The organism is Streptomyces aquilus, assembly GCF_003955715.1.
Taxonomy (GTDB): domain Bacteria; phylum Actinomycetota; class Actinomycetes; order Streptomycetales; family Streptomycetaceae; genus Streptomyces; species Streptomyces aquilus.
Map to the genome: position 1 here is coordinate 4,671,519 of NZ_CP034463.1, position 22,950 is coordinate 4,694,468.

22 protein-coding genes are annotated in these 22,950 nt (G+C 72.2%); 9 read left to right on the forward strand and 13 right to left on the reverse strand.

The features are described from left to right. Window positions 1-3 precede the first annotated feature (3 nt). From EJC51_RS21450 to rsmI, 6 genes are all read right to left on the reverse strand, one after another. Entirely contained in the window at window positions 4-906 is a 903-nt protein-coding gene (locus EJC51_RS21450; protein ID WP_126272576.1) for a 4-(cytidine 5'-diphospho)-2-C-methyl-D-erythritol kinase, read from the reverse strand. Next, on the reverse strand, window positions 903-1,853 hold the full coding sequence (gene rsmA / locus EJC51_RS21455) for a 16S rRNA (adenine(1518)-N(6)/adenine(1519)-N(6))-dimethyltransferase RsmA (protein ID WP_244362771.1): 951 nt from the start codon (window positions 1,851-1,853) through the stop codon (window positions 903-905). Before rsmA ends, EJC51_RS21450 begins: the two co-directional genes overlap by 4 nt. Before the next feature lie 196 nt (window positions 1,854-2,049). Next, window positions 2,050-3,417 (reverse strand): resuscitation-promoting factor, encoded by a 1,368-nt coding sequence (locus tag EJC51_RS21460; protein WP_126272577.1) that lies wholly within the window; start codon window positions 3,415-3,417, stop codon window positions 2,050-2,052. An 87-nt stretch (window positions 3,418-3,504) separates the two neighbouring features. After that, complete coding sequence (locus tag EJC51_RS21465) at window positions 3,505-4,395, reverse strand: TatD family hydrolase (protein WP_126272578.1); 891 nt, start codon at window positions 4,393-4,395, stop codon at window positions 3,505-3,507. A gap of 44 nt (window positions 4,396-4,439) precedes the next feature. Further along, a complete protein-coding gene (locus tag EJC51_RS21470; protein WP_126272579.1) occupies window positions 4,440-4,859 on the reverse strand; it encodes a hypothetical protein in 420 nt (139 codons plus the stop codon). 236 nt (window positions 4,860-5,095) lie between these two features. Next, a complete protein-coding gene (gene rsmI, locus EJC51_RS21475; RefSeq protein ID WP_097265198.1) occupies window positions 5,096-5,944 on the reverse strand; it encodes a 16S rRNA (cytidine(1402)-2'-O)-methyltransferase in 849 nt (282 codons plus the stop codon). Between the two features lie 62 nt (window positions 5,945-6,006). Between rsmI and EJC51_RS21480 the strand changes: the two genes are divergently transcribed. The 3 genes from EJC51_RS21480 (at window position 6,007) to EJC51_RS21490 (ending at window position 11,278) form a co-directional block, all read left to right on the forward strand. Then, window positions 6,007-7,758 (forward strand): dolichyl-phosphate-mannose--protein mannosyltransferase, encoded by a 1,752-nt coding sequence (locus EJC51_RS21480; protein WP_166682887.1) that lies wholly within the window; start codon window positions 6,007-6,009, stop codon window positions 7,756-7,758. Window positions 7,759-7,852: 94 nt separating this feature from the next. Further along, complete coding sequence (locus EJC51_RS21485) at window positions 7,853-9,496, forward strand: penicillin-binding transpeptidase domain-containing protein (protein ID WP_126272580.1); 1,644 nt, start codon at window positions 7,853-7,855, stop codon at window positions 9,494-9,496. Between the two features lie 99 nt (window positions 9,497-9,595). Next, window positions 9,596-11,278 (forward strand): penicillin-binding transpeptidase domain-containing protein, encoded by a 1,683-nt coding sequence (locus EJC51_RS21490; protein ID WP_126272581.1) that lies wholly within the window; start codon window positions 9,596-9,598, stop codon window positions 11,276-11,278. 9 nt (window positions 11,279-11,287) lie between these two features. On the opposite strand, the gene EJC51_RS21495 is transcribed toward EJC51_RS21490, so the two are convergent. Further along, entirely contained in the window at window positions 11,288-11,644 is a 357-nt protein-coding gene (locus EJC51_RS21495; protein WP_126272582.1) for an SsgA family sporulation/cell division regulator, read from the reverse strand. Window positions 11,645-11,794: 150 nt separating this feature from the next. Here EJC51_RS21495 and EJC51_RS21500 point away from each other — a divergent pair, with 150 nt between their 5' ends. From EJC51_RS21500 to EJC51_RS21525, 6 genes are all read left to right on the forward strand, one after another. Then, entirely contained in the window at window positions 11,795-12,841 is a 1,047-nt protein-coding gene (locus EJC51_RS21500) for an energy-coupling factor ABC transporter permease (RefSeq protein WP_126272583.1), read from the forward strand. A 1-nt stretch (window position 12,842) separates the two neighbouring features. Then, the gene (cbiQ, locus tag EJC51_RS21505) at window positions 12,843-13,604 is read left to right on the forward strand and encodes a cobalt ECF transporter T component CbiQ (protein WP_126272584.1); all 762 of its coding nucleotides are present in this window, start codon (window positions 12,843-12,845) and stop codon (window positions 13,602-13,604) included. 77 nt (window positions 13,605-13,681) lie between these two features. After that, the gene (locus EJC51_RS21510) at window positions 13,682-14,449 is read left to right on the forward strand and encodes an energy-coupling factor ABC transporter ATP-binding protein (RefSeq protein ID WP_126277068.1); all 768 of its coding nucleotides are present in this window, start codon (window positions 13,682-13,684) and stop codon (window positions 14,447-14,449) included. Window positions 14,450-14,459: 10 nt separating this feature from the next. Continuing rightward, entirely contained in the window at window positions 14,460-14,930 is a 471-nt protein-coding gene (locus EJC51_RS21515; protein WP_126272585.1) for a MarR family winged helix-turn-helix transcriptional regulator, read from the forward strand. A 107-nt stretch (window positions 14,931-15,037) separates the two neighbouring features. Beyond that, on the forward strand, window positions 15,038-15,484 hold the full coding sequence (locus tag EJC51_RS21520) for an organic hydroperoxide resistance protein (protein WP_126272586.1): 447 nt from the start codon (window positions 15,038-15,040) through the stop codon (window positions 15,482-15,484). Window positions 15,485-15,530: 46 nt separating this feature from the next. After that, entirely contained in the window at window positions 15,531-16,697 is a 1,167-nt protein-coding gene (locus tag EJC51_RS21525) for a serine hydrolase domain-containing protein (RefSeq protein WP_126272587.1), read from the forward strand. Here EJC51_RS21525 and EJC51_RS21530 read toward each other — a convergent pair whose 3' ends face one another. From EJC51_RS21530 to EJC51_RS21555, 6 genes are all read right to left on the reverse strand, one after another. Further along, window positions 16,698-16,973, reverse strand: coding sequence for a DUF1876 domain-containing protein (locus tag EJC51_RS21530; RefSeq protein WP_126272588.1), 276 nt, complete (start codon window positions 16,971-16,973; stop codon window positions 16,698-16,700). Between the two features lie 93 nt (window positions 16,974-17,066). Beyond that, the gene (locus tag EJC51_RS21535; protein ID WP_126272589.1) at window positions 17,067-18,533 is read right to left on the reverse strand and encodes a toll/interleukin-1 receptor domain-containing protein; all 1,467 of its coding nucleotides are present in this window, start codon (window positions 18,531-18,533) and stop codon (window positions 17,067-17,069) included. Window positions 18,534-18,563: 30 nt separating this feature from the next. Continuing rightward, a complete protein-coding gene (locus EJC51_RS21540) occupies window positions 18,564-19,409 on the reverse strand; it encodes a DMT family transporter (protein ID WP_126272590.1) in 846 nt (281 codons plus the stop codon). Further along, window positions 19,406-19,924: a YbaK/EbsC family protein gene (locus EJC51_RS21545; RefSeq protein ID WP_126272591.1), complete on the reverse strand. Its 519-nt coding sequence runs from the start codon at window positions 19,922-19,924 to the stop codon at window positions 19,406-19,408. Before EJC51_RS21545 ends, EJC51_RS21540 begins: the two co-directional genes overlap by 4 nt. 61 nt (window positions 19,925-19,985) lie before the next feature. Beyond that, entirely contained in the window at window positions 19,986-20,537 is a 552-nt protein-coding gene (locus EJC51_RS21550; protein WP_126272592.1) for an isochorismatase family protein, read from the reverse strand. 104 nt (window positions 20,538-20,641) lie between these two features. Continuing rightward, entirely contained in the window at window positions 20,642-22,846 is a 2,205-nt protein-coding gene (locus EJC51_RS21555; protein ID WP_126272593.1) for an MMPL family transporter, read from the reverse strand. Window positions 22,847-22,950 lie beyond the last annotated feature (104 nt).

Consider the following 22,950-nt stretch of genomic DNA (forward strand, 5'->3'; position numbering starts at 1 on the left):
ACGTCAGTTTCCGGCCACCACGGTCGCGCCCGGCGCGGGTCCCGACGCCACCCGCACAGAACGGCACGTACCGGACGCGCGCAGCGCCTCGGCCACCTTCGCCGCGGACCGCGGATCGCGCGCGAGGAACGCCGTCGTCGGCCCCGACCCCGACACCAGCGCGGCGAGCGCACCGGCGGTGCGGCCCGCGGCGAGGGTGTCGGCGAGCTCCGGGAAGAGGGAGAGGGCCGCGGGCTGGAGGTCGTTGGAGACGGCGGCGGCGAGCGCGTCCGGGTCGCCCTCGGCGAGCGCGTCGAGCAGCGACTCGGAGGCGACGGGCTCGGGCACGTCCGCGTGCTCCGTGAGCCGGTCGAACTCGCGGAACACCGCCGGGGTGGACAGCCCGCGCTCGGCCATCGCGAACACCCAGTGGAAGGTCCCGCCGACGTCGAGCGCGGTCAGCTTCTCCCCCCGCCCGGTCCCGAGCGCCGCCCCGCCGACCAGGCTGAACGGCACGTCGCTGCCCAACTCGGCGCAGATGTCGAGGAGTTCCTCACGGGAGGCGTTCGTACCCCACAGCGCGTCGCAGGCGAGCAGCGCACCGGCGCCGTCCGCGCTCCCGCCGGCCATGCCGCCGGCGACCGGGATGTCCTTGGCGATGTGGAGGTGCACGGCGGGCTCGATGCCGCGGCGCTCGGCGAGGATCAGCGCGGCGCGCGCCGCGAGGTTCGTCCGGTCGAGGGGGACGAGGGCGGCGTCCGGGCCCTCACAGGTGACGCTCAGCTCGTCGGCGGGCGTGACCGTGACCTCGTCGTACAGCCCGACGGCGAGGAAGACGTTGGCGAGGTCGTGGAACCCGTCGGGACGCGCGGCGCCGACGGCGAGCTGGACGTTGACCTTCGCGGGAACGCGGACGGTGACACTCACTGCTGCTCCTGCTCCTGCTCCGGCTGCGGCTGCTGCTTGTTCTCCGGCTCCTGCTCCGGCTTGTTCTCCGGCGTCGGCTCCGGGTCCTGCTTGTTCTCCGCGATCCGCGCGAACTCCTCCACCGTCAGCGACTCCCCGCGTGCCTGCGGCGAGACCCCGGCGGCGACGAGGGCGGCCTCGGCGGCGGCCGCGGACCCCGCCCAGCCGGCCAGGGCGGCCCGCAGGGTCTTGCGGCGCTGTGCGAACGCGGCGTCCACGACGGCGAAGACCTCACGCTTGGAGGCGCTGGTCTTGATCGGCTCGGCCCGCCGCACCAGCGACACGAGCCCGCTGTCGACGTTGGGCGCGGGCCAGAAGACGTTGCGCCCGATGGAACCGGCCCGCTTGACCTCGGCGTACCAGTTGGCCTTCACGGACGGCACGCCGTAGACCCGGGAGCCGGGCCCGGCGGCGAGCCGGTCGGCGACCTCGGCCTGCACCATCACGAGGGTGCGCTCGATGGTCGGGAACGTGTCGAGCATGTGCAGCAGCACGGGCACGGCGACGTTGTACGGCAGGTTCGCGACCAGCGCGGTCGGGGGCGGCCCCGGCAGCTCCTCGACGTGCATGGCGTCGGAGTGGACCAGCGCGAACCGCTCGGCCCGCTGCGGCATGCGCGCGGCGATGGTGGCGGGCAGGGCGGCGGCGAGCACGTCGTCGATCTCGACGGCCGTGACGCGCTCGGCGACCTCCAGCAGCGCGAGCGTGAGCGACCCGAGCCCCGGCCCGACCTCCACGACCACGTCGTCCGGCCGTACGTCGGCGGTGCGCACGATCCGGCGGACCGTGTTCGCGTCGATGACGAAGTTCTGTCCGCGCTGCTTGGTCGGCCGCACACCGAGAACATCCGCGAGCTCACGGATGTCGGCGGGGCCGAGGAGGGCGTCGGGGGTGGGGCTGCTGGTCACGGGACAAGGGTACGGGGGCGGCTGCGCCGGTCCCGACACCGCTCGCCCGCCCACCGCGACCGCCGACCACGCCTCCGCCCCTCGCACCGCGACCGCCGGCCACGCCTCCGCCCCCTCGCACCCCGACCGCCGACCACGCCTCCGCCACCCCGCACCGCGACCGCCGGCCGCGCCTGCGCCCCCCGCACCGCGGCCGTCAGCCGTGCAGCCGCCGCCCGCAGTGCGGCCAGGGGCTCGCTCCCCGCCTTACGTACAGCTTCTTCGCCCGGAACGTCTGTTCCGCCGCCGGGGCGTCCTGGGGGCGGCCGCTGCCGCCGAGGCTCTGCCAGGTGCGGGTGTCGAACTGGTACAGCCCGCCGTACGTCCCCGAGGGGTCCACCGCGTTCGGCCGGCCCCCGGACTCGCACGTCGCGAGGCCCTGCCAGTTCAGCCCGTCCGCTCCCTGCACGGACGTCGGCAGCGGCTTGGTCCCCACCTTCACCACCTGCGCCCGCGGCTCGCGCACCACCGCGGTCCTGATCCGCCGCGGCTTCTGCTTGACGCCGTTGACGGTGCGCAGGGAGTACGTGACCTGCCGCACCCCTTCCCGTCCGGCCTGCTCGACGACCTCCGTGCCCTTGAACAGCGAGGCGTCCTCACGGCGCTCGACCCGGAACGGGATCGTCTCCTCGCGGACCTCCTTGGTGCCGGTGATCCGCAGGACGGTCACCGTCTGCCCGTCGCGCGGGAAGCTCCCCGGCGCGACCGACGTGGTGTCCTGCCCGCGCAGCGTGATGCCGGCCTCCTCGATCACCTCCCGCACGGTCGCCGCGTTGGTGCGGACGGTCCGGGACCGTCCGTCGGCCATGACGGTGACCGCGCGCTCGGTGCGTACGTCCAGCGCGAGCCCCTCGCGCCCGATGCGCTGGGAGCGTGCGGCCGACAGATACGCGCCCTCCGCGCGCACCCCGAACTGTTTGAGCGCCCCCTCCACCGTGTGCGCCGTCGTCCACACCTCGCGCCGCTGCCCGTCGATCGTGAGCCGGACGGGGCGCCCGTAGTGCACGGCGATCTCGTCGCCGCTGCTGAGCGCCGTCCCGGGGGCGGGCGCGACCACGTCGTGCGCCCCCACGTCGACGCCCTCCTCGGCGAGCAGCTCGGTCACGTCGTCCGCGAAGGTGTGCAGGGTGCGCGGTTTGCCGTCGACGTTCAGCTCGATCGCCTTGTCCTTGGCGACGAACGCGGTGGTCCCGCCCGCGAGGAACGCGACGACCAGCGCCTGCGGCAGCAGTCGGCGCATGGTGCTGTCCGCGCGCTCGGCGCCCCGCATCTTCCGCCGGCGCGCGGCCCGCCGACTCGCTCCGGCGCGCGAGGCGGGCTCGGGCGCCGACGCGGGCGCGGGTGCGCCGGGCAGGTCGTAGGCGGGCCGGTACGTGTCCTCGTACGCGACCGGCATCGGCTCCTCGTACGCCACCGGCATCGGCGGGGTCGGCGCGGTCTGCACGCCGTACGCCAGCGTCTCCGCGCTGTGCGGGTCGTAGGCCGCGCCGTACGGCTCGTACGTCTGGTACTGGGAGTTGCTCACGCCGACACGCTCCAGGGTCCAGAGAGACCCAGAACCTAGCGGAGCGGCCGTCACTCTCCAAAGCGACGCGAGTACTCAGCGTGGTGTTCAGTAGCCGAACGCGCGTGCCGTGTTGGCGGCGAGGGCCGTGGCCAGGGCGTCCTCGTCGATGCCGCGCACCGCGGCCAGCGCCCGCACCGTGACCGGAATCAGGTAGGGCGCGTTGGGCCGTCCGCGGTACGGCACCGGCGTCAGGAAGGGCGCGTCGGTCTCCACCAGGAGCAGCTCCAGCGGGGCCACCGCCACCGCGTCCCGCAGGTTCTGGGCGTTCTTGAAGGTGACGTTGCCGGCGAAGGACATGAAGTAGCCCTCGCGCGCGCACACTTCGGCCATCTCCGCGTCCCCGGAGTAGCAGTGGAACACCGTCCGCTCCGGCGCGCCCTCCTCCTTCAGCACGCGCAGGACGTCGTCGTGGGCGTCGCGGTCGTGGATGACGAGGGCCTTGCCGTGCCGCTTGGCGATCTCGATGTGGGCGCGGAAGGAGCGCTCCTGCGCCTCCTTGCCCTCGGGGCCGGTGCGGAAGTAGTCGAGGCCGGTCTCGCCGACGCCCTTCACCTGGGGCAGCGCCGCGAGCCGGTCGATCTCGGCGAGCGCCGCGTCGAGCGCCTGCGCGCCCCCCGGCTGCCGGGCGCCCTGCCGCGACCAGCCGTCGGGGTCGCCGTGGACGATGCGCGGCGCCTCGTTGGGGTGCAGGGCGACGGTCGCGTGGACGGCGTCGTACTGTGCCGCCGTCCGCGCGGCCCACTGCGAGCCCTTGATGTCGCAGCCGACCTGCACCACCGTGGTCACGCCCACCGACGCTGCCTTCGCGAGCGCCTCCTCCACCGTCCCCGACTGCATGTCGAGGTGGGTGTGGGAGTCGGCGACCGGCACCCGCAGGGGCTCCGGGAGCGGCGGTGCCGCGTTCTTGTCGGAAGCTGCGGAGGAATTCGAAGGCATGCCCCGATCCTACGAAAGGGGCATGCCCACCCGACCGGCGGAGCTCAGCTCGCCTTGCGGTGGTGGAACGGGTGCAGGAGATCGGAGAGCTGCCAGTGGTGGCGCTCCTTGGCCTGCGCGGGCACCTCCGGCACCTCCGGCACCTCCACGGGGCCGGCCTGCGGCGCCCGGCGCTGATGGCGGTGCGCCGCGTCGAGCACCGAGGAGACCTGGCCCGGCCGCATGATGCGCACGACGTGGCCGTCGCAGTTCTGGCACGTGGGCCGGGACAGCGGCGACGGCACGACCTGCTGGTCGGCGACGTAGATGACGAACTCGTGGTTGTCGGCGTCGGTGTGGTGCTCGATCTCGTACGACTGCTCCCAGCCGTGCCCGCAGCGCATGCAGGCGAAGGAGTACGACTCGTGGACGACGGCGGTGGCGCCACTGCGCAGTGCGGCGGTCTGCCCTGCGATCTCGCTCATGCCAGCTCCTCTGGTCCGCTGGACACCGGGACGGGTGCGTCCCTTCGACCAGTGGACGCTTCCGCCGACGCGAATGCACCAGCCCTGTCGACTGTTGGATCCGATTTGGACTTTCCTTGCCAAAACGGCCCTGCCGAGGGGGGCTGGGCTTTGCTTTCGACCGCCGCCCTTTACTCGACCGTGGGGCGCTCGCTCAAACGACATGCGCCCTGCTCAGAGGGCATACGCCTGCGCGGTCACGCACCCGCGTTCTTGGCCGCGACGACCGCGTCGAAGACCTCCCGCTTGGGCAGCCCGGCCTCCACGGCCACCGCCGCGATCGCCTCCTTGCGGCGCTCGCCGGCCTCCTCGCGCACGCGCACCCGGCGCACGAGCTCCTCCGCGCTCACGTCCTGCGCGCCCCGCTCGGGCGCCCCCTCCACGACGACGGTGATCTCCCCGCGCACACCCTCCGCGGCCCACGCCGCCAGCTCCCCGAGCGGACCGCGCTTGACCTCCTCGTACGTCTTCGTCAGCTCGCGGCAGACGGCCGCCCGCCGCTCCTCGCCGAAGACGGAGGCCATCGCGGCGAGGGTGTCGTCGAGCCGGTGCGGGGCCTCGAAGTAGACGAGGGTGCGCCGCTCCTCGGCGACCTCCCGCAGCCGCGACAGCCGCTCCCCCGCCTTCCTGGGCAGGAACCCCTCGAAGCAGAACCGGTCGACGGGCAGCCCGGACAGCGCGAGCGCGGTCAGCACGGCGGACGGGCCGGGGACGGCGGTGACGCGGACGTCCTTCTCCACACAGGCCGCGACCAGCCGGTAGCCGGGGTCCGACACCGAGGGCATGCCGGCGTCCGTCACCAGCAGCACGCGCGCGCCGCCGACGAGTTCCTCGACCAGCTCGGGCGTGCGGGCCGCCTCGTTGCCCTCGAAGTACGACACGACACGCCCCTTGGGGGTGACGCCGAGCGCCTGGGTGAGGCGCCGCAGCCGTCGGGTGTCCTCGGCGGCGACCACGTCCGCGGCGGCCAGTTCCGCGGCCAGCCGGGGCGGGGCGTCCGCGATGTCGCCGATGGGGGTGCCTGCCAAAACAAGGGTTCCTGTCACGTTTCCATCCTCGCAGGGCCCATCCACGGGACTCCCACAGACGTGTTCCCTACGATGGCGCGGTGACCAGTACAGCGTCGTCCATGGACTCCACGGACACCCGGCAGGACCAGACGCCGCAGGACCAGCGGCCGTCCTGGCAGCAGCGGCTGCGCCGTTTCGGCTACTCGGCCGGACCGAGAAGCGATGTCCGGGACCGGCTGGTGCCGCCGTACACCCGGCCCGACCCGCGCATGTGGGCGGCGCTCGGCCTGCCGAAGACGCTGACCGACTGGCTCGGGCGCTGGTCCGGCTGGGGCGGCCCGCTGCTCGTCACGCTCTTCGCGGGCGTGCTCCGGTTCTGGCACCTGGGCAGCCCCAAGGCGGTGATATTCGACGAGACGTACTACGCCAAGGATGCGTGGGCGATCGTCCACCGCGGCTTCGAGGTGTCCTGGGACAAGAACGCCAACGACGTCATCCTCGACGTCGGCAGCAAGGTCAAGATCCCCGCCGACGCGGCCTATGTGGTGCATCCGCCGGTCGGCAAGTACGTCATCGGGCTCGGCGAGCTGATGTTCGGGTTCGACCCGTTCGGCTGGCGGTTCATGACGGCGCTGCTGGGCACGCTGTCGGTCCTGATGCTGTGCCGGATCGGCCGCCGGATCTTCCGCTCGACGTTCCTCGGCTGCCTCGCGGGCGCGCTGATGGCGGTGGACGGGCTGGCGTTCGTGATGGCCCGCACCTCGCTGCTCGACGGCGTGCTGATGTTCTTCGTGCTGGCCGCGTTCGGCTGCCTGGTCGTCGACCGGGACCGGACGCGCGAGAAGCTCGCCGCCGCGCTGCCGGTCGACGCGGACGGGCACGCCCGCCCGGACCGGCACGTCGCGGAGACCACCCGGTTCGGCCGGCGCCCCTGGCGCTGGCTGGCGGGCCTGATGCTGGGCCTGGCCATCGGCACCAAGTGGAACGGCCTGTACATCATGGCCGCGTTCTGCGTCATGGCCGTGCTGTGGGACGTCGGCTCCCGCAAGGTGGCCGGCGCCCGCCACCCGTACGTCGCCGTCCTCAAGCACGACCTGGGCCTCACCTTCCTGGCGACGATCCCGGTCGCGATCGCCACCTACCTGCTGTCCTGGCTCGGCTGGATCCTCTCCCCGACCGACGGCACCGGCGGCTACTACCGCAACTGGGCCGCGACCGACGGCAAGGACAGCAGCTGGTCCTGGCTGTTCCCCGACTGGTGGCGCAGCCTGTGGCACTACGAGCACCAGGTCTACGAGTTCCATGTGGGCCTCAACTCCCCGCACACCTACCAGTCCAACCCGTGGAGCTGGATCGTCGACGGCCGCCCGGTGTCGTACTTCTACGAGTCCCCGGCCGCCGGCAAGGACGGCTGCCCGGTCGACGCGACGGAGAAGTGCGCGCGCGAGGTCCTCGCGATCGGCACACCGCTGCTGTGGTGGGCGGCGGCCTTCGCGGTGCTGTACGTGCTGTGGCGCTGGTTCTTCCGCCGGGACTGGCGCGCGGGCGCCATCGCCTGCGGCATCGCGGCCGGCTATCTGCCCTGGTTCATGTACCAGGAACGGACGATCTTCTTCTTCTACGCCGTCGTCTTCCTGCCGTTCCTGTGCCTGGCCGTGGCGATGATGCTCGGCGCGCTCGTCGGACCGCCCGGCTCGAGCGACACCCGGCGGGTGGCGGGGGCGACCGGGGCGGGCGTGCTGGTGCTGCTGATCGCCTGGAACTTCATCTACTTCTGGCCCCTGTACACCGGGACCGCCATCCCGATCGACGACTGGCGTTCACGGATGTGGCTGGATACCTGGGTCTAGTCAACAACTCGGCTACAAAGGGAAACACCCCTCACAGTTTTCACTCGGCCCACTTAAGGTGCGGAGGACTGATAACGGGGAGGGGTTCGGTTCCATGAACAAGGGGGTCAAGGTCACCGTCATCGGCAGCGTGTTCGCCGTGATGGTGGGTGGGGCCGGGTACGGCGCGTTCAACATCGTGTCCGCGCTGAACGGCGACGGGGGTTCCGGCGCGGGCGGCTCCGAGGTGAAGTCCGGTCCGCTCGGCGCGGACGAGGTCCGGGAGACCTCGGAGAAGTTCTTCGCGGACTGGGAGAAGGGCGCGGCGGCGGCCGCCGCGCAGTTCACCAACAACAACGCGGCGGCGAAGTCGCTGCTGACGTCCTACGCCGAGGACGCGCACATCACCGCCGTGAAGATCACGCCCGGCACGGCGAAGCGGACCACGGTGCCCTTCACCGTGAAGGCGAAGGTGTCGTACCAGGGCAAGTCCGCGCCGCTGACGTACAAGAGCTCCCTGACCGTCGTGCGCGGCCTCACCACCGGCAAGCCGCTGGTCGACTGGAAGCCGTCCGTGGTCCACCCGGAGCTGCGGACGGACCAGGACAGTCTCGTCACCGGCTCCTCGTCCACGCCGCCCATCGAGGCCGTGGACCGGGGCGGCAAGGTACTGACGAAGGACAAGTACCCCTCCCTCGGCCCGATCCTGGACGCCCTGCGCGAGAAGTACGGCCCCAGGGCGGGCGGCACGCCGGGCGTCGAGCTCTACGTCCGCCACGACGGCAACGGCGCCCCCGACACCTCGCTCCTCACGCTCTCCAAGGGCAAGGCGGGCAAGCTGCAGACCACGATCAGCGCGAGCGCGCAGGCCGCCGCCGAGAAGGCGGTGACCCGGTACGACAACTCCTCGGTGGTCGCGGTCAAGCCGAGCACCGGCGAGGTGCTCGCGGTCGCCAACCACCGGGACGACGGCTTCAACGCGGCCTTCGAGGGCAAGGTCGCCCCCGGCTCCACGATGAAGATCATCACCGCGGCGATGCTCATCGACAACGGCGTCACCTCGATGAACGGCCCGGCGCCCTGCCCGCCCGACGCGATGTGGCAGGGGCAGACCTTCCACAACCTCAAGAACATGCAGCCCAACGAGAACGCCACCCTCGCCAACAGCTTCATGCGGTCCTGCAACACGGCCTTCATCAAGCTGATCGACGAGAAGCCGCTGACCGACGAATCGCTGACGGCCGAGGCGCAGAACAAGTTCGGGCTCGGCCGCGACAACTGGAAGACCGGCATCTCCTCCCAGGACGGCAGCGTCCCGGCCGTCAGCGGCCCGGACCGGGCGGCCAACGCCATCGGCCAGGGCCAGGTCACCATGAACCCGCTGAACATGGCGTCCGTGACGGCCACCGCCATCACCGGCGTCTTCCGCCAGCCGTACCTGGTCTCGCCGAAGCTCGACGACCGCGAGCTCGCCACCGCCGAGGGGCTGCGATCGAGCACGGTCTACCAGCTCAAGCAGATGATGCGGCTGACGGCCACGCAGACGCCGGGCACCGCGACGGGCATCATGCAAGGCCTCGGCAGCGCCGACATCGGCGCGAAGACGGGCTCCGCGGAGGTCGACGGCAACGCCACCTCGAACAGCTGGTTCACCGGCTTCCGCAATGATGTGGCGGCGGCCGCGATGACCGAGCAGGGCGGCCACGGTGTCGACGCGGCGGGACCGATCGTGCGGGCCGTCCTGGTGGCGGGAGACTGAACTCACCTCCGCGGGACGGGACTCTAGGGTGGTCGCCGTCGTTGAGGTGATGGATGAGGGCAACGGGGACCCCGGTGATTTCGCGGAGGAACGAAGGCTGTGGGCAAGAGAAGGCGCGTCGCCGAGCGACGTAGGACGCATCGTCCCGCCGTGATCGGCGGGATGGTCGCCGTGGTCGTGGGCGGCGCCGGGCTCGCCGGGTACGTGCTGTACGGCGGCGGCGCGGCGGCCGAGGACCGTACGTCCTCGACGGCGGCCTCGGGCGACGGCAAGCCGAAGGTGAGGACGGGCCCGCTGTCCGCGACCGAGGTCACCACCGCGACGCGGACGTTCCTGACGTCCTGGCAGCAGGGCAGGGTCGCCCAGGCCGCGGCCGTCACCAGCGACACCGAGGCGGCCACGAAGCTCCTCACCGGGTACACGAAGGACGCCCACCTCAAGGACGTCACCCTCACCCCCGGCACCCCGACCGGCGCCAAGGTGCCCTTCGCGGTGAAGGCGACGGTGTCGTACAAGGGCAAGTCGAAGCCGCTGTCGTACGACAGCTCGCTCACCGTCGTGCGGAACACCACCACCGGCAAGCCCCAGGTCGACTGGCACGCCGCGGTCGTCCACCCGGATCTGAAGGACGGCGACACCCTGGTCACCGGCGAGTCCGGGAACCCGCCGGTCAAGGCCGTCGACCGGGACGGCGGCGAGATCACCACCGCGAAGTACCCCTCGCTCGGGTCGGTGCTCGACGGGCTGCGGGAGAAGTACGGCAAGAAGGCCGGCGGCAAGGCGGGCGTCGAGCTCCAGGTCGTGCGCGGCGAGGAGTCGAAGAAGGACAAGCTGTCCGACAAGACCCTGCTGGAGCTGAGCAAGGGCACGCCGGGGACGGTGAAGACGACGCTCAGCCCGGCCCTCCAGGCGGCGGCCGAGGCGCAGGTCGCGAAGCGGGCGCAGTCGTCCGTAGTGGTGCTGCGGCCGTCGACCGGCGAGATCCTGGCCGTGGCGAACGCCAACAAGGGCTTCAACGTGGCCTTCCAGGGCTCCCTCGCGCCGGGCTCGACGATGAAGGTCGTCACGTCCTCGCTGCTGATCGAGAAGGGGCTGGCGTCGGCGGACAAGCCGCATCCGTGCCCGAAGTACTTCACGTACGGCGGCTGGAAGTTCCAGAACGACGACAAGTTCTCGATCAAGGGCGGCACCTTCAAGGCGAGCTTCGCCCGCTCCTGCAACACCGCCTTCATCAGCCAGGCGCCGAAGCTGGAGAACGACTCGCTGACCAAGCAGGCCCAGCAGGTCTTCGGCCTGTCCATGAACGACTGGGCGGTCGGCGTGCCCACCTTCGACGGGTCGGTGCCGGTGCAGTCGCAGGCCCAGATGGCGGCCTCGCTGATCGGCCAGGGCGCGGTGCGCATGAACCCGCTGAACATGGCGTCGGTGTCGGCGACCGTCGAGTCGGGCGTCTTCCGGCAGCCGTACCTGGTCTCCCCGGACGTGGACGGCCGCACCCTCGCGAAGGCCTCGCGCACGATGTCCTCGGGCACGCTGAGCCAGCTGCGCGAGCTGATGGCGTACACGGCGGCCTACGGCACGGCGGCGGAGGCGATGCAGGGCGTCTACGGCAACGTCGGCGCCAAGACCGGCTCGGCGGAGGTCGACGGCCAGAAGAAGCCCAACGGCTGGTTCACCGCGTACCGCGGCGACCTCGCCGCGGCCGGCGTCGTCCAGGCGGGCGGCCACGGCGGTGACACGGCCGGGCCGATCGTGGCGGCGCTGCTGAAGATGGGGAGCTAGGGCCTGTCCCTAACGGCTCACGGGAGTGGCCGTGGCCGTGTACGTCCGGCGCAGGAACCTGAGCAGGGCCTTGGACTCGAACTGCACCACAGAGACGCCCTGGGTGGAGTGGAACTCCACCACGGCCTGCACCCGTCCGCACGGCCACACCCTGACGTCCCCGGCCTCGACCGGCGCCCGCAGGCCCTGTTCCAGGAGGGCCCGCTCGAAGGTCCACTCGTGCGGGCCGGGCAGGCCGACGCGCACGGTGCGCGGGTCGGTGTCGGGGTCGTAGCGCAGGACGACGGGGACGGCCTCGGGTTCGGCGACCGTGATGTCGGCGTCCGTGACGATATGGGCTCGCGCGTACTGCTCGACTACGGACATCGGCTCGGCCCCTTACGCTGAGTGACCTGTGCGGAGGCTGTGCGACCGCTTCCTTTCCAATGTCGCATATTTTCGGGAACGCGCTCCCGGACGCCCCCCACAACCGGATCGCTCTTGCAAGTTGTTCGCATTAAGCCGCATCATCTAACGGTGCATGTGCCTGACGGATTCATAGACGCCCCCGTGTCCGCCGCCACCGGAGTGGTCGCCGCGACCGCCGTCGCCGTGAGCCTGCGCGGCGCGCGCCGCGAGCTCGACGAGCGGACCGCGCCGCTGGCGGGGCTCGTGGCGGCGTTCATCTTCGCCGTGCAGATGCTCAACTTCCCCGTCGCCGCGGGCACCAGCGGCCACCTCCTGGGCGGTGCCCTCGCGGCGATCCTCGTCGGCCCCTACACCGGCGTGCTGTGCGTCTCCGTGGTGCTGCTCATGCAGGGCATCCTCTTCGCGGACGGCGGGCTGACCGCGCTCGGCGTGAACATCACGGACATGGCGGTGGTGACGACGGTCGTGGCCTACGCCGTCTTCCGCGCCCTGGTGAAGGTGCTGCCGCGGGGGCGCCGGTCGATCACGGTGGCCTCCTTCGCCGCCGCGCTGCTGTCCGTCCCGGCCGCGGCCGTCGCCTTCACGCTGATCTACTGGGTCGGCGGCACCACCGACGTCTCCATCGGCAAGGTCACCACCGCGATGGTCGGCGTGCACGTCCTGATCGGCATCGGCGAGGCCACGATCACCGCGCTGACGGTCGGCGCCGTCGTCGCCGTACGCCCGGACCTCGTGTACGGCGCCCGTGACCTGCGCCAGCGGCTCAAGCTGCGGGTCAACGGCGCACTCGTCGACGCGCCCGACCCGGTGGCCGTCCCCGTCGCCGCCCGCTCGCACCGCAAGGTGTGGCTGGCCGGACTGGTCACCTCCCTCGTCCTCGCGGGCGGCGTCAGCTTCTACGCCTCCGCCAGCCCCGACGGCCTGGAAAAGGTCGCCGCCGACCAGGGCATCGACCAGAAGACCGAGAAGCACGCCTCCGCCGACTCCCCGCTCGCCGACTACGGCGTCAAGGACGTCGACGACGCCCGGCTCTCCGGCGGTCTCGCGGGCGTGATCGGCGTCGGCGTCACGGTCGTCGCGGGCAGCGCCGTGTTCTGGGCGGTGCGCAGGCGGCGTACGGCCGACGACGCCTCCCCCGTGAGCGCGGGCGTCTGACATGGGCGCCGGACACGCGCACAGGCTCTACCGGCACGGGCACTCCCCCGTGCACGCCCTGCCGCCGCACACCAAGCTCGCCGCGGTGTTCTGCTTCGTGGTGGTCGTCGTCTCGACCCCGCGCGAGGCGATGTGGGCGTTCGCGCTGTACGCGGTCCTGCTGGGCGTCGTCGCGTACGTCGCGCGCGTGCCCGCCGGCTTCCTGCTGAAGCGGCTGCTGATCGAGGTGCCGTTCGTCGCGTTCGCGGTGCTCATGCCGTTCGTGGCGGAGGGCGAGCGGGTGGAGGTGCTGGGCGTCTCGCTGAGCGTCAGCGGACTGTGGGGCGCCTGGAACGTGCTCGCCAAGGGCACGCTCGGCGTCGCCGCGTCCGTGCTGCTGGCGTCCACGACCGAGCTGCGGGAACTGCTCCTGGGTCTCCAGCGGTTGAAGCTGCCGCCGCTGCTCGTGCAGATCGCCTCCTTCATGATCCGGTACGGCGACGTCATCACGGACGAGATGCGGCGCATGCGGATCGCCCGCGAGTCACGCGGTTTCGAGGCCCGGGGTGTGAAGCACTGGGGGGTGCTCGCTAAGTCGGCGGGCGCCCTGTTCATCCGGTCCTACGAGCGCGGCGAGCGCGTGCACCTCGCCATGGTGAGCCGGGGATACGCCGGTTCGATGCCGGTCATCGACGAGGTGACCGCGTCCCGGGCGCAGTGGACGTACGCGTTCACGCTGCCGGGTGCGGCTCTGCTCGTATGCCTGTTGGGATGGATGCTGTGAGTGAGCTGGATGCTGTGAGCGGGTTGGACGCGGGGAGTGGGTTGGACGCGGGGAGTGGGTTGGACACTGTGAGCGGGCTGGATGACGTGACCGCTTCTCTGGAGGTCTCCGGCCTCGCCTTCGCCTACCCCGACGGGCATCAGGCCCTGTTCGGCGTGGACTTCTCCGTCGCGCGCGGCGAACGGGTCGCGCTGCTCGGGCCGAACGGCGCCGGCAAGACGACCCTCGTGCTGCACCTCAACGGCATCCTGTCCGGCGGCACCGGCACCGTGCACGTCGCCGGACTGCCCGTCGGCAAGCGGCACATGGCGGAGATCCGGCGGCGGGTCGGGATCGTCTTCCAGGACCCCGACGACCAGCTGTTCATGCCGACCGTGCGCGAGGACGTCGCGTTCGGGCCGGCGGCCGCGGGCGTGAAGGGCGCGGAACTGGAGGCGCGCGTGGAGCGTGCGCTGGCGCGCGTCGGCATGGCCGAGTTCAAGGACCGGCCGCCGCACCACCTCTCCTTCGGCCAGCGCCGCCGGGTCGCCGTCGCGACCGTGCTCGCCATGGAGCCGGAGATCCTCGTCCTCGACGAACCGTCCTCCAACCTCGACCCCGCCTCCCGGCGCGAACTCGCCGACATCCTGCGCTCCCTGGACGTCACGGTCCTCATGGTCACGCACGACCTCCCGTACGCCCTGGAGCTGTGCCCGCGCTCCCTCATCCTCAGCGAGGGCGTCATCGCGGCCGACGGCAAGACGGCCGAGCTGCTCTCCGACGACGACCTGATGCGCGCCCACCGCCTGGAGCTGCCGTTCGGCTTCGACCCTCGTTCGGTGTCCGCCGGGTCGGACCGTCCGTGACAATGGGCGCGTGACGAACGAGGACCCCACAGCGGTCGACGGCTCACTGCTCCTCGACGAGCAACTGTGTTTCGCGCTGTACGCCGCCCAGCGCGCCGTGACGGCCGCGTACCGCCCGCTGCTGGAGGAGCTGGGTCTCACCTACCCGCAGTACCTGGTGCTGCTCGTGCTCTGGGAGCGCGGCGAGACGACGGTGAAGGAGCTGGCGGCGGCGCTGCGGCTCGACTACGGCACGGTGTCGCCGTTGCTCAAGCGGCTGGAGGGCGCGGGGGTGGTGCGCCGGGAGCGCGCGGCCCACGACGAGCGCTCGGTGCTCGTCGCGTGCACGGGGCGCGGGGAGGAACTGCGGGAGCGCGCGGCGCGCGTACCCGGCGCGCTCCTGTCCGCGACGGGGCTCGACACCGCCGGGGTCGCGAGGTTGCGCGAGGAGTTGTGGGAGCTCGCGGAGAAGGCGCACACGGCGGCCGAGCGCCCCCACTGACCTCCTGTTACCGCCGGTCGCCACCCCCTACTCGCTCAAGGCCGACCTACCGACGGGTACCTTGTGCACGATGTATTTGCGCACGCTCGTTCCCTGGGGGGCCAGCCATGAGTGACACCACCGTCGTCGACACCCGTCCGACGAAGATCATGTACGTCGCCGAGGCCACCGCCCACGGCGGCCGGGACGGCTATGTCACCAGTCAGGACGGGCAGATCGCGCTGAAGGTCGCGATGCCTCCGGCGCTGGGCGGCGACGGCAACGGCACCAACCCGGAGCAGCTGTTCGCGGCGGGCTTCAGCGCCTGCTTCCACAACGCGCTGGTGCTGGTGGGCCGCCGCGCCGGCTTCGACCTGACCGGTTCCACGGTCGCCGCGAAGGTCGGCATCGGCCCCAACGCCCAGCGCGGCTACGGTCTCGCGGTCGCCCTCAGCGTCTCGCTCCCCGTGCTCGACCAGGACATCGCGAGCAAGCTGGTGGACGCCGCCCACGAGGTGTGCCCGTACTCCAACGCGACCCGCGGGAACATCGACGTGACGATCCTGCTTGGCTGATGGGGGGACACCCACCGCACCGAGCAGCACGCAGAGGAGTACGGCCGTGGACGTGAACGGCACAGTCGCCGAGGGCTTCGAGCCGGTCAGGGACGCGTTCGTCCGGAACTTCGAGCACCTCGGGGACCGCGGCGCGGCCGTCGCCGTCTACCGGGACGGGCACAAAGTCGTCGATCTCTGGGCGGGGGCGAAGGACGTCGACGGCACCGAGCCGTGGCAGCGCGGCACCGCCCAGATCGTGCGCTCGGCGACCAAGGGCGTCGCCGCCGCCGTACCCCTGATGCTGGCCGAGCGCGGGCGGCTGGACCTGGACGCGCCGGTCGGCGAGTACTGGCCGGAGTTCAAGGCGCACGGGAAGGAGCGGGTGCTGGTCCGGCATGTGCTCAACCACCGCGCCGGGCTGCCGGTCCTCGACCACCCGATCACGCCCGAGCAGGCCCTGGACCCGTCGAAGGGCCCGGCGGCCGTGGCCGCGCAGGCGCCCGTGTGGGAGCCCGGCACGGACCACGGCTATCACGCGCTGACGTACGGCTGGCTGCTGGACGAGCTGGTGCGGCGGGTGACGGGGCTCGGCACGGGTGAGTGGATCGCCGAGCGGATCGCCGGGCCGCTCGGGGCGGACCTGTGGCTGGGGCTGCCGGACGCGCAGGCGCACCGGGCCGGGCGCGTGGGCCCGGTCGCCGCGCCGGAGGCCGCCGCCGCGCTGCGGATGCGCCCCAAGCGTTCGGTGACCGAGGCCTACGAGGACCCCGGCTCCCTCACCAACCGCGCCTTCGGCGCGATCACCCCCTTCCCGGACCAGAACGACCCGGCCTACCGGGCGAGCGCCCTGCCCGCGACCAACGGGATCGCCACGGCCGACGGTCTGGCCCGTTTCTACGCGGCGACGATCGGCGAGGTGGACGGTGTGCGGCTGCTGTCCCCGGACACGGTAGAGCGCGCCCGCGCGGAGGAGTCGGCGGGGCCGGACCGGGTGCTGGTGGTCAACACCCGTTTCGGCCTCGGCTACATGCTGCACGGCAGCGCGTCCCCGTTCCTCGGTCCGGGCTCCTTCGGCCACCCCGGTCGCGGCGGTTCCCTCGGGTTCGCCGACCCGGAGTCGGGCATCGCCTTCGGCTATGTGACCAACGGCCTGCGCAAGACGGTCACGGCGGATCCGCGGGCGCAGGCGCTGGTGCGGGCGGTGCGAGCGGCCGTGCAGCCGGCCGCGTAGCTATACGTGGATCGGGTGGGACGTCCGCCCGGACGCCGCGTCGATCTCGCCGTGCGCCTTGGTCAGCAACCGCATGGCGAGTTCGTTGAGCGCGCGGGCCCCGGCGATCTCCTCGCCGACCCGCGGTTGATTGGAGTCGGTGTGGTGGCGGCTGGCCTGGCCGTGGGCCCGTACCTCGCTGCCGTCGGGCAGCCGGACCATGGCCACCGCCCGGGTGTGCTCGTCGTCCTCCATGAACTCCATCTCGACGTGCCATCCCACAGTGGTGCGCATCATGTCGATCACCTCCGGAAGAACTCCTTCCAGAGTGCTACCGCAGGGGCGGCCGCGACCAGTCGGTCCGGCGGACGACTCCCGAGCCGCCGCTTCCTATTCGGGCTCCGCGTACTCCTCGGGCCGCGGTGCCGGCGCCGTCGCCTTGACGCGTGGCGGGAGGCTCATCCCGGCCACGCGCGCGGCCAGCGACTCCCGGTACCCGTCGATCTGCCGCACCAGCTCCCGCCGTTGCCGCCGCTGGTACCGGTACGCGATCTCCAGCGTGCCGAACGCGAGCAGCACCCCGAGCAGGACGACCACCCCCAGCGTCACGTACCGCCGGACCGTCCCCTCCCCGGCGTCGGCGAAGGCCCGCCCCGACGCGGCCGCCAGCGCGGTGAGCAGCGCCAGCCACACCGTGTAGAGGGCGCACAGCCACGGATGGTCCCGCCGCAGCCAGAGCCCCCGTGTCCGGGCCGCCTCCCGCGCCGTCCGCCGCAGCGCCCCGGCGATGTCGTCCAGCTCCCAGTCGGCCTTCTCCCGCTGTTCGCGCGAGAGCGGGGCGGTCATCCGGTCGAGGCGCAGGTGGAGCCGGGCGACGGCGCGGCGCAGTTCGGCCCGGTTCACGCGGTCGGGCAGCCGGTGCGGCCAGCGGGCCCACAGCTCGTCGTCGCGTCGGCGCAGCCGGATGTCGGCGGCCGCCGCCCGGGCGACCGCCACGCCCAGCACCAGCAGCAGGACCAGCGCCTGCACCATGCCCAGGTCGCCGCGGAGCGCGCCGTACACCCCGACCAGGACGAGCCCGACGCCGACGGGCCAGGTCCCGCGGATGTAGGTGCGGTGCCGGACGGCGTGCAGCTCGCGCTCCAGGTCGTCGACGGACCGTCGTACGAGCCGCACGGCGGCGACCGCGATCAGCGGGGCGCAGAGCAGGAGGCAGCACATCAGGGCGGCGGTCAGGGTGTACGGCAGGACGTCGGTGCCGACCCAGTCGTCGTCCTGGGGCAGCAGCGGCACGCCGACGAGCACCGCGGCGGCCACCGCTGCGGTCAGCGCCGCGAGCCACCGCCCGCCCGGCCGTGCCGCGCGCTCCTCGGGCGGCTCGACGGGCCGCCAGTCCGGGCGGACGACGCCTTCCAGCGCGGCGACCACCACGGCGAGGTCGGCGGTCCGGTGCGCCGCCCGCAGCCGGGGCGCGTTGAGGCCGGCGAGCGCCCGGAGCGTGACCGGCAGCTCGGCCGCGGTGGGCATCTCGGCGCCGTCGAGCAGCACCGGGAGGACGAACTTCCCGTCCGCCAGCGCCCATTCGATCTCCCGCCGAACCCAGTCCTCCGGCTCGTCCAGCCGCCGCGCCCCGGACGGCTGCCGTTCGTCCGCCCACCCGGGGTGGAGCACGGCGATCAGCGCGTCGCAGTCGGCGACCCGCTCCGCCAGCGCGTCCGCGAACCGCTGCCCCGGCAGCAGGGACGGCCGGTCCAGGAACACCTGGTCCCTGCCGAAGTGCCGCGCGAGCGCCGCGTCGAGATCGTCGACGACACCGGAGTGCCCGCCCCTGCGGTAGTTGATGAAGACGCCGCTCATGGGGGCACAGACTAGCCAGTGAGCGGTCCGTCACCCGGCGTGCAGCATGAGCCCGATCCCGGTCACCAGCAGCCCGGCGGCCACGATCCGCGGCGCCCCGAACCGCTCCTTGAAGAACACCGCCCCGATGGCCGCGCCGACGATGATCGACGACTCCCGCAGCGCCGCGATCGGCGCCAGCTCGGCCTTGGTCTGCGCCCACAGCACGAGCCCGTACGCGGCGACGGACAGCGCGGCACCGAGCAGCCCGACCGCCGCGAACGGCCGCAGTTCGGCGACCAGTTGACCGCGCCAGCGGTAGAGCGCGTACGCCGGTACGCACACGCCCTCGATGGCCATCAGCCAGGCGATGTACCCGAGCGACGACCCGGAGGCCCGCACCCCGAGCCCGTCGACGACGGTGTACGCGGCGATGGACAGCCCCGTCGCCAACGCGGCCCCGATCGCCGCCCAGTCGGGCCGGCGCCCCCGCAGCCCCCACAGTGCGACGCCGGTCAGCCCGGCGCAGGACACCCCGATCCCGGCGGCGGCCCACCCGTCCGGCACCTCGTGGGCGAAGACGGCGGCGAGGACGGTGACCACCAGGGGCGCGCTGCCCCGGGCAAGGGGATACGCCTGCCCGAAGTCCCCCAGCCGGAAGGACGTCATCAGCAGCATGTAGTACACGACGTGGATCACGGCGGAGGCGAGGAGATACGGCCACGCCCCCGCCGCCGGTATCGCCACGAACGGCACCATGACCAACCCGATCAGCGTCCCGCCGCCCGCGATGAGGGTGAACCCGACGAGCTTGTCGGTGATCTTGTGCGCGATGGCGTTCCAGCTGGCGTGCGTGACCGCGGCGCACAGCACCGCCGCGGTGACGACCGGCGTCACGGGGTGTGCTCGCGCACGTCCACGAGGGTGGCTCCGGCGTGCGCGACGAGGTCCTCGGGCGCGATGGGGAACACGGCGTGCGGATGGCCGGCGGCGGCCCACACGAGGTCGTGCTCCAGCAGCGACCGGTCGGCCAGCACCCGTGTCGTCGTACGGTGCCCGAAGGGCGGCACTCCCCCGATGGCGTACCCGGTGGTCTCCCGTACGACGTCCGCCTTGGCCCGCGTCACCTTCTCGGCGCCGAGCTCCCTCCGCACCAGCTCGACGTCGACCCGGGAGGCCCCGTCCATCAGCACCAGCACCGGCACCCCGTCGGCCGCGAAGATCAGCGACTTGCAGATCTGGCTGAGCTCGCAGCCGATCGCCGCGGCAGCCTCGGCGGCGGTCCGGGTGGCCTCCGGGAAGCGGCGGACCTGCCGGTGGAGGTCGTCGAGCCCCTTCGCGCGCAGGGCCTCGGCGAACAGGGGGTGGGCGCCGGAATCGGCGGTGCCCGCTGGGCTGTCGGTGGTCGTCATGCACCGCACGCTAGCGGTGCGTGTAGGGCACAGGCGACCGGTTAAGCCGGGTGCTCAAAGGTCACTCGAACGTGACGTCCTTCGTGTCCGCCACCGCCGCCGTCCGCCCGGGCGCCGAGTGGTATTGCCAGTACAGGTTGGTGTGGGCGATGACCTGGTCCGGGGGCGGGGCGCCCCACTTGCTGTTGTCGTCCGTGGTGTGGGCGTCGCCGACGAGCGTGACGTCGTAGCCGCGGACGAACGCGCCGTGGATGGTGGAGCGGATGCAGGCGTCGGTCGATGCCCCGGTCACCACGAGATGGCCCGCTTCGGCCGCCGCGAGGACGTCCTCCAGCTCGGTCTCCTCGAAGGAGTCGCCGAAGTTCTTGTGGATGAGCGCCTCGGTGTCCCGGCGTATCAGCTCCGGCGCGTACTCCCAGGCTTCGCTGCCCTTCACCAGGTCGTCGTCGGAGTGCTGGACCCAGACCACCGGGACGCCCTCCTCGCGGGCCCGGTCGACGAGCGCGGCGATGTTGGCGACGACGGCGTCGCGCTGGTGGGCCTCGGCCACGACACCCTTCTGGACGTCGATCACGAGCAGGGCCGTGCGGGGTCGTGCGGCAAGTGTGGTCATGTCCGCCACGTTAGCCCCGGGCACTGACAACGGCACCGACTGCCGGGGCCGCGGTGCAGCGGACTGCACCACGGCCCCGGTCCAGGCTGTTCAGGATCGGTACGTCAGACCCCTACGAGCTCCCGATCCTCGTCGTCCCTCTTGTCGTCGTCCAGCCTGCGCAGCCCCTCGCCCTCGACGTCCACGTGCGGCAGGGCGCGGTCCAGCCACTTCGGCAGCCACCAGGCCTTCTTGCCGAGCAGGGCGAGCACCGCCGGGACGATCGCCATGCGGACGACGAACGCGTCGAAGAAGACCGCGATCGCGAGGCCGAAGCCGATCATCTTGATCATCGACTCGCTGGAGCTGATGAAGCCGCCGAAGACGGCCATCATGATCACCGCGGCGGCGACCACGACCCGGGCGCTGTGCTTGAACCCGGTCACCACGGCCTGGCTCGGGGACTCGCCGTGGACGTACGCCTCCCGCATCCGGGTCACGAGGAACACCTCGTAGTCCATCGCGAGGCCGAAGACCACGCCGACCATGAAGATCGGCATCATCGACATGATCGGGCCGGTCTCCTCGACCCCGATCAGACCGCCCAGCCAGCCCCACTGGAAGACCGCGACGACGGCGCCGAGCGCGGCGAGGACGGAGAGCAGGAAGCCGAGGGCCGCCTTCAGCGGGACCAGGATCGAGCGGAAGACCACGATCAGCAGCAGGAAGGCCAGGCCGACCACCAGCGCCAGGTACGGGATCAGGGCGTCGGTGAGCTTCTGCGAGAAGTCGATGTTCATGGCCGTGGTGCCGGTGACCAGGACGTCGGTGTCGGTGCCGGCCTTGACGTCCGCCCCGGCGTCCCGGATGCCGTGGACCAGGTCCTCGGTCTTGGTCGAGGAGGGCTTGGAGTCCGGGATCACGGTGATGGTGAAGGTGTCCCCGGCCTTGTTGAACGTCGCGGGCGTCACCGTCACGACGTCGTCCAGGCCCTTGATCCGGTCCGCGACCTCGGTGGCGGCGGCCTTCGGGTCGGCGCTGTCCTGGGCGTCGCCGACGACCATCAGCGGGCCGTTGAAGCCGGGTCCGAAGCCCTCGGAGAGCAGGTCGTAGGCGCGGCGCTGGGTGGTGGACGTCGGCTGCGAGCCGTCGTCGGGCAGGCCCAGTTCCAGGGAGGTGGCGGGCAGCGCGATCGCGCCCAGACCGACGACGCCGAGCAGGAGCACGACGGCCGGACGGCGGATGACGAAGCTCGCCCAGCGCGTGCCGAGGTTGGGCTTCCCGGCGGTCTTCTCCGAGGACTTCTTGCGCTTCTCGCCCGCCGGCCGGATCTTCCGGCCCGCGTACCCGAGCAGCGCCGGGATCATCGTCAGCGCGATGAGGACGGCGATCACGACGGTGCCCGCCGCCGCGAGGCCCATCTTGCTGAGCATCGGCACACCGACCACCGACAGTCCGGCCAGCGCGATGACGACCGTGAGGCCGGCGAAGACCACCGCCGAGCCCGCCGTACCGGTGGCCCGGCCGGCCGCTTCCTCGCGGTCGCGGCCCTCGGCCAGCTCGCCGCGGTAGCGGGAGACGATGAAGAGGGCGTAGTCGATGCCGACCGCGAGGCCGATCATCAGCGCGAGCGTGGAGGTGTTGTCGCCGAGGTCGAGCGTCTTGGCGAGGGCGGTGATGGTGGAGACGCCGATACCGACGCCGATGATGGCCGTCAGCAGCGGCAGCCCGGCCGCGACCAGCGAGCCGAGGGTGATGACCAGGACGACCGCGGCGATGGCGAGACCGACGACCTCGCCGATCGCGCCCGGCTCGGCCCCGGCCTGGAGCGCGTCACCGCCGACCTCGACGGTCAGCCCCGTGTCCCGGGCCTGGTCCCCGGCCGCCTCCAGGGCGTCCCGGGTGGAGTCCTTGAGCTCCATGGCGGGCGCGTCGTACGTCACCGAGAGGTAGGCGACCGTGCCGTCCTTGCTGACGGCGTGGGTCTTGTAGGGATCGGTGACGGAGACGACCTCGGAGCCGTCGCCCAGCGCGGTCACGGTCTTGGCGACGGTCGCCTTGTTGGCGGCGTCGGTCATCTTCTCGCCCTCGGGCGCCTTGAAGACCAGGCGTCCGGTCGCACCGTCGGCGCTGGCCCCGGGGAAGCGCTGTTCCAGCAGGTCGAAGGCCTTCTGGGCCTCGGTGCCGGGGATCGAGAAGGAGGAGGAGCCCGCGGCGGGGGCGCTGGCCGCGCCGACGCCGGCGAGGGTCAGCAGGGCGACCCAGATCAGGGCGACGAAATGCCGTCGCCGGAAGGCGAGCCGGCCGAGTTTGTACAGGAAAGTGGCCACGTGGGCGTACTCCCGGTCAGGTCGTGGGGTGTGCAGGGGCAGGGGTGATCAGCCCGGTGGGTGGCAGGGGTGATCGTCCCGACGACATGAGCGGGTACGTCAGG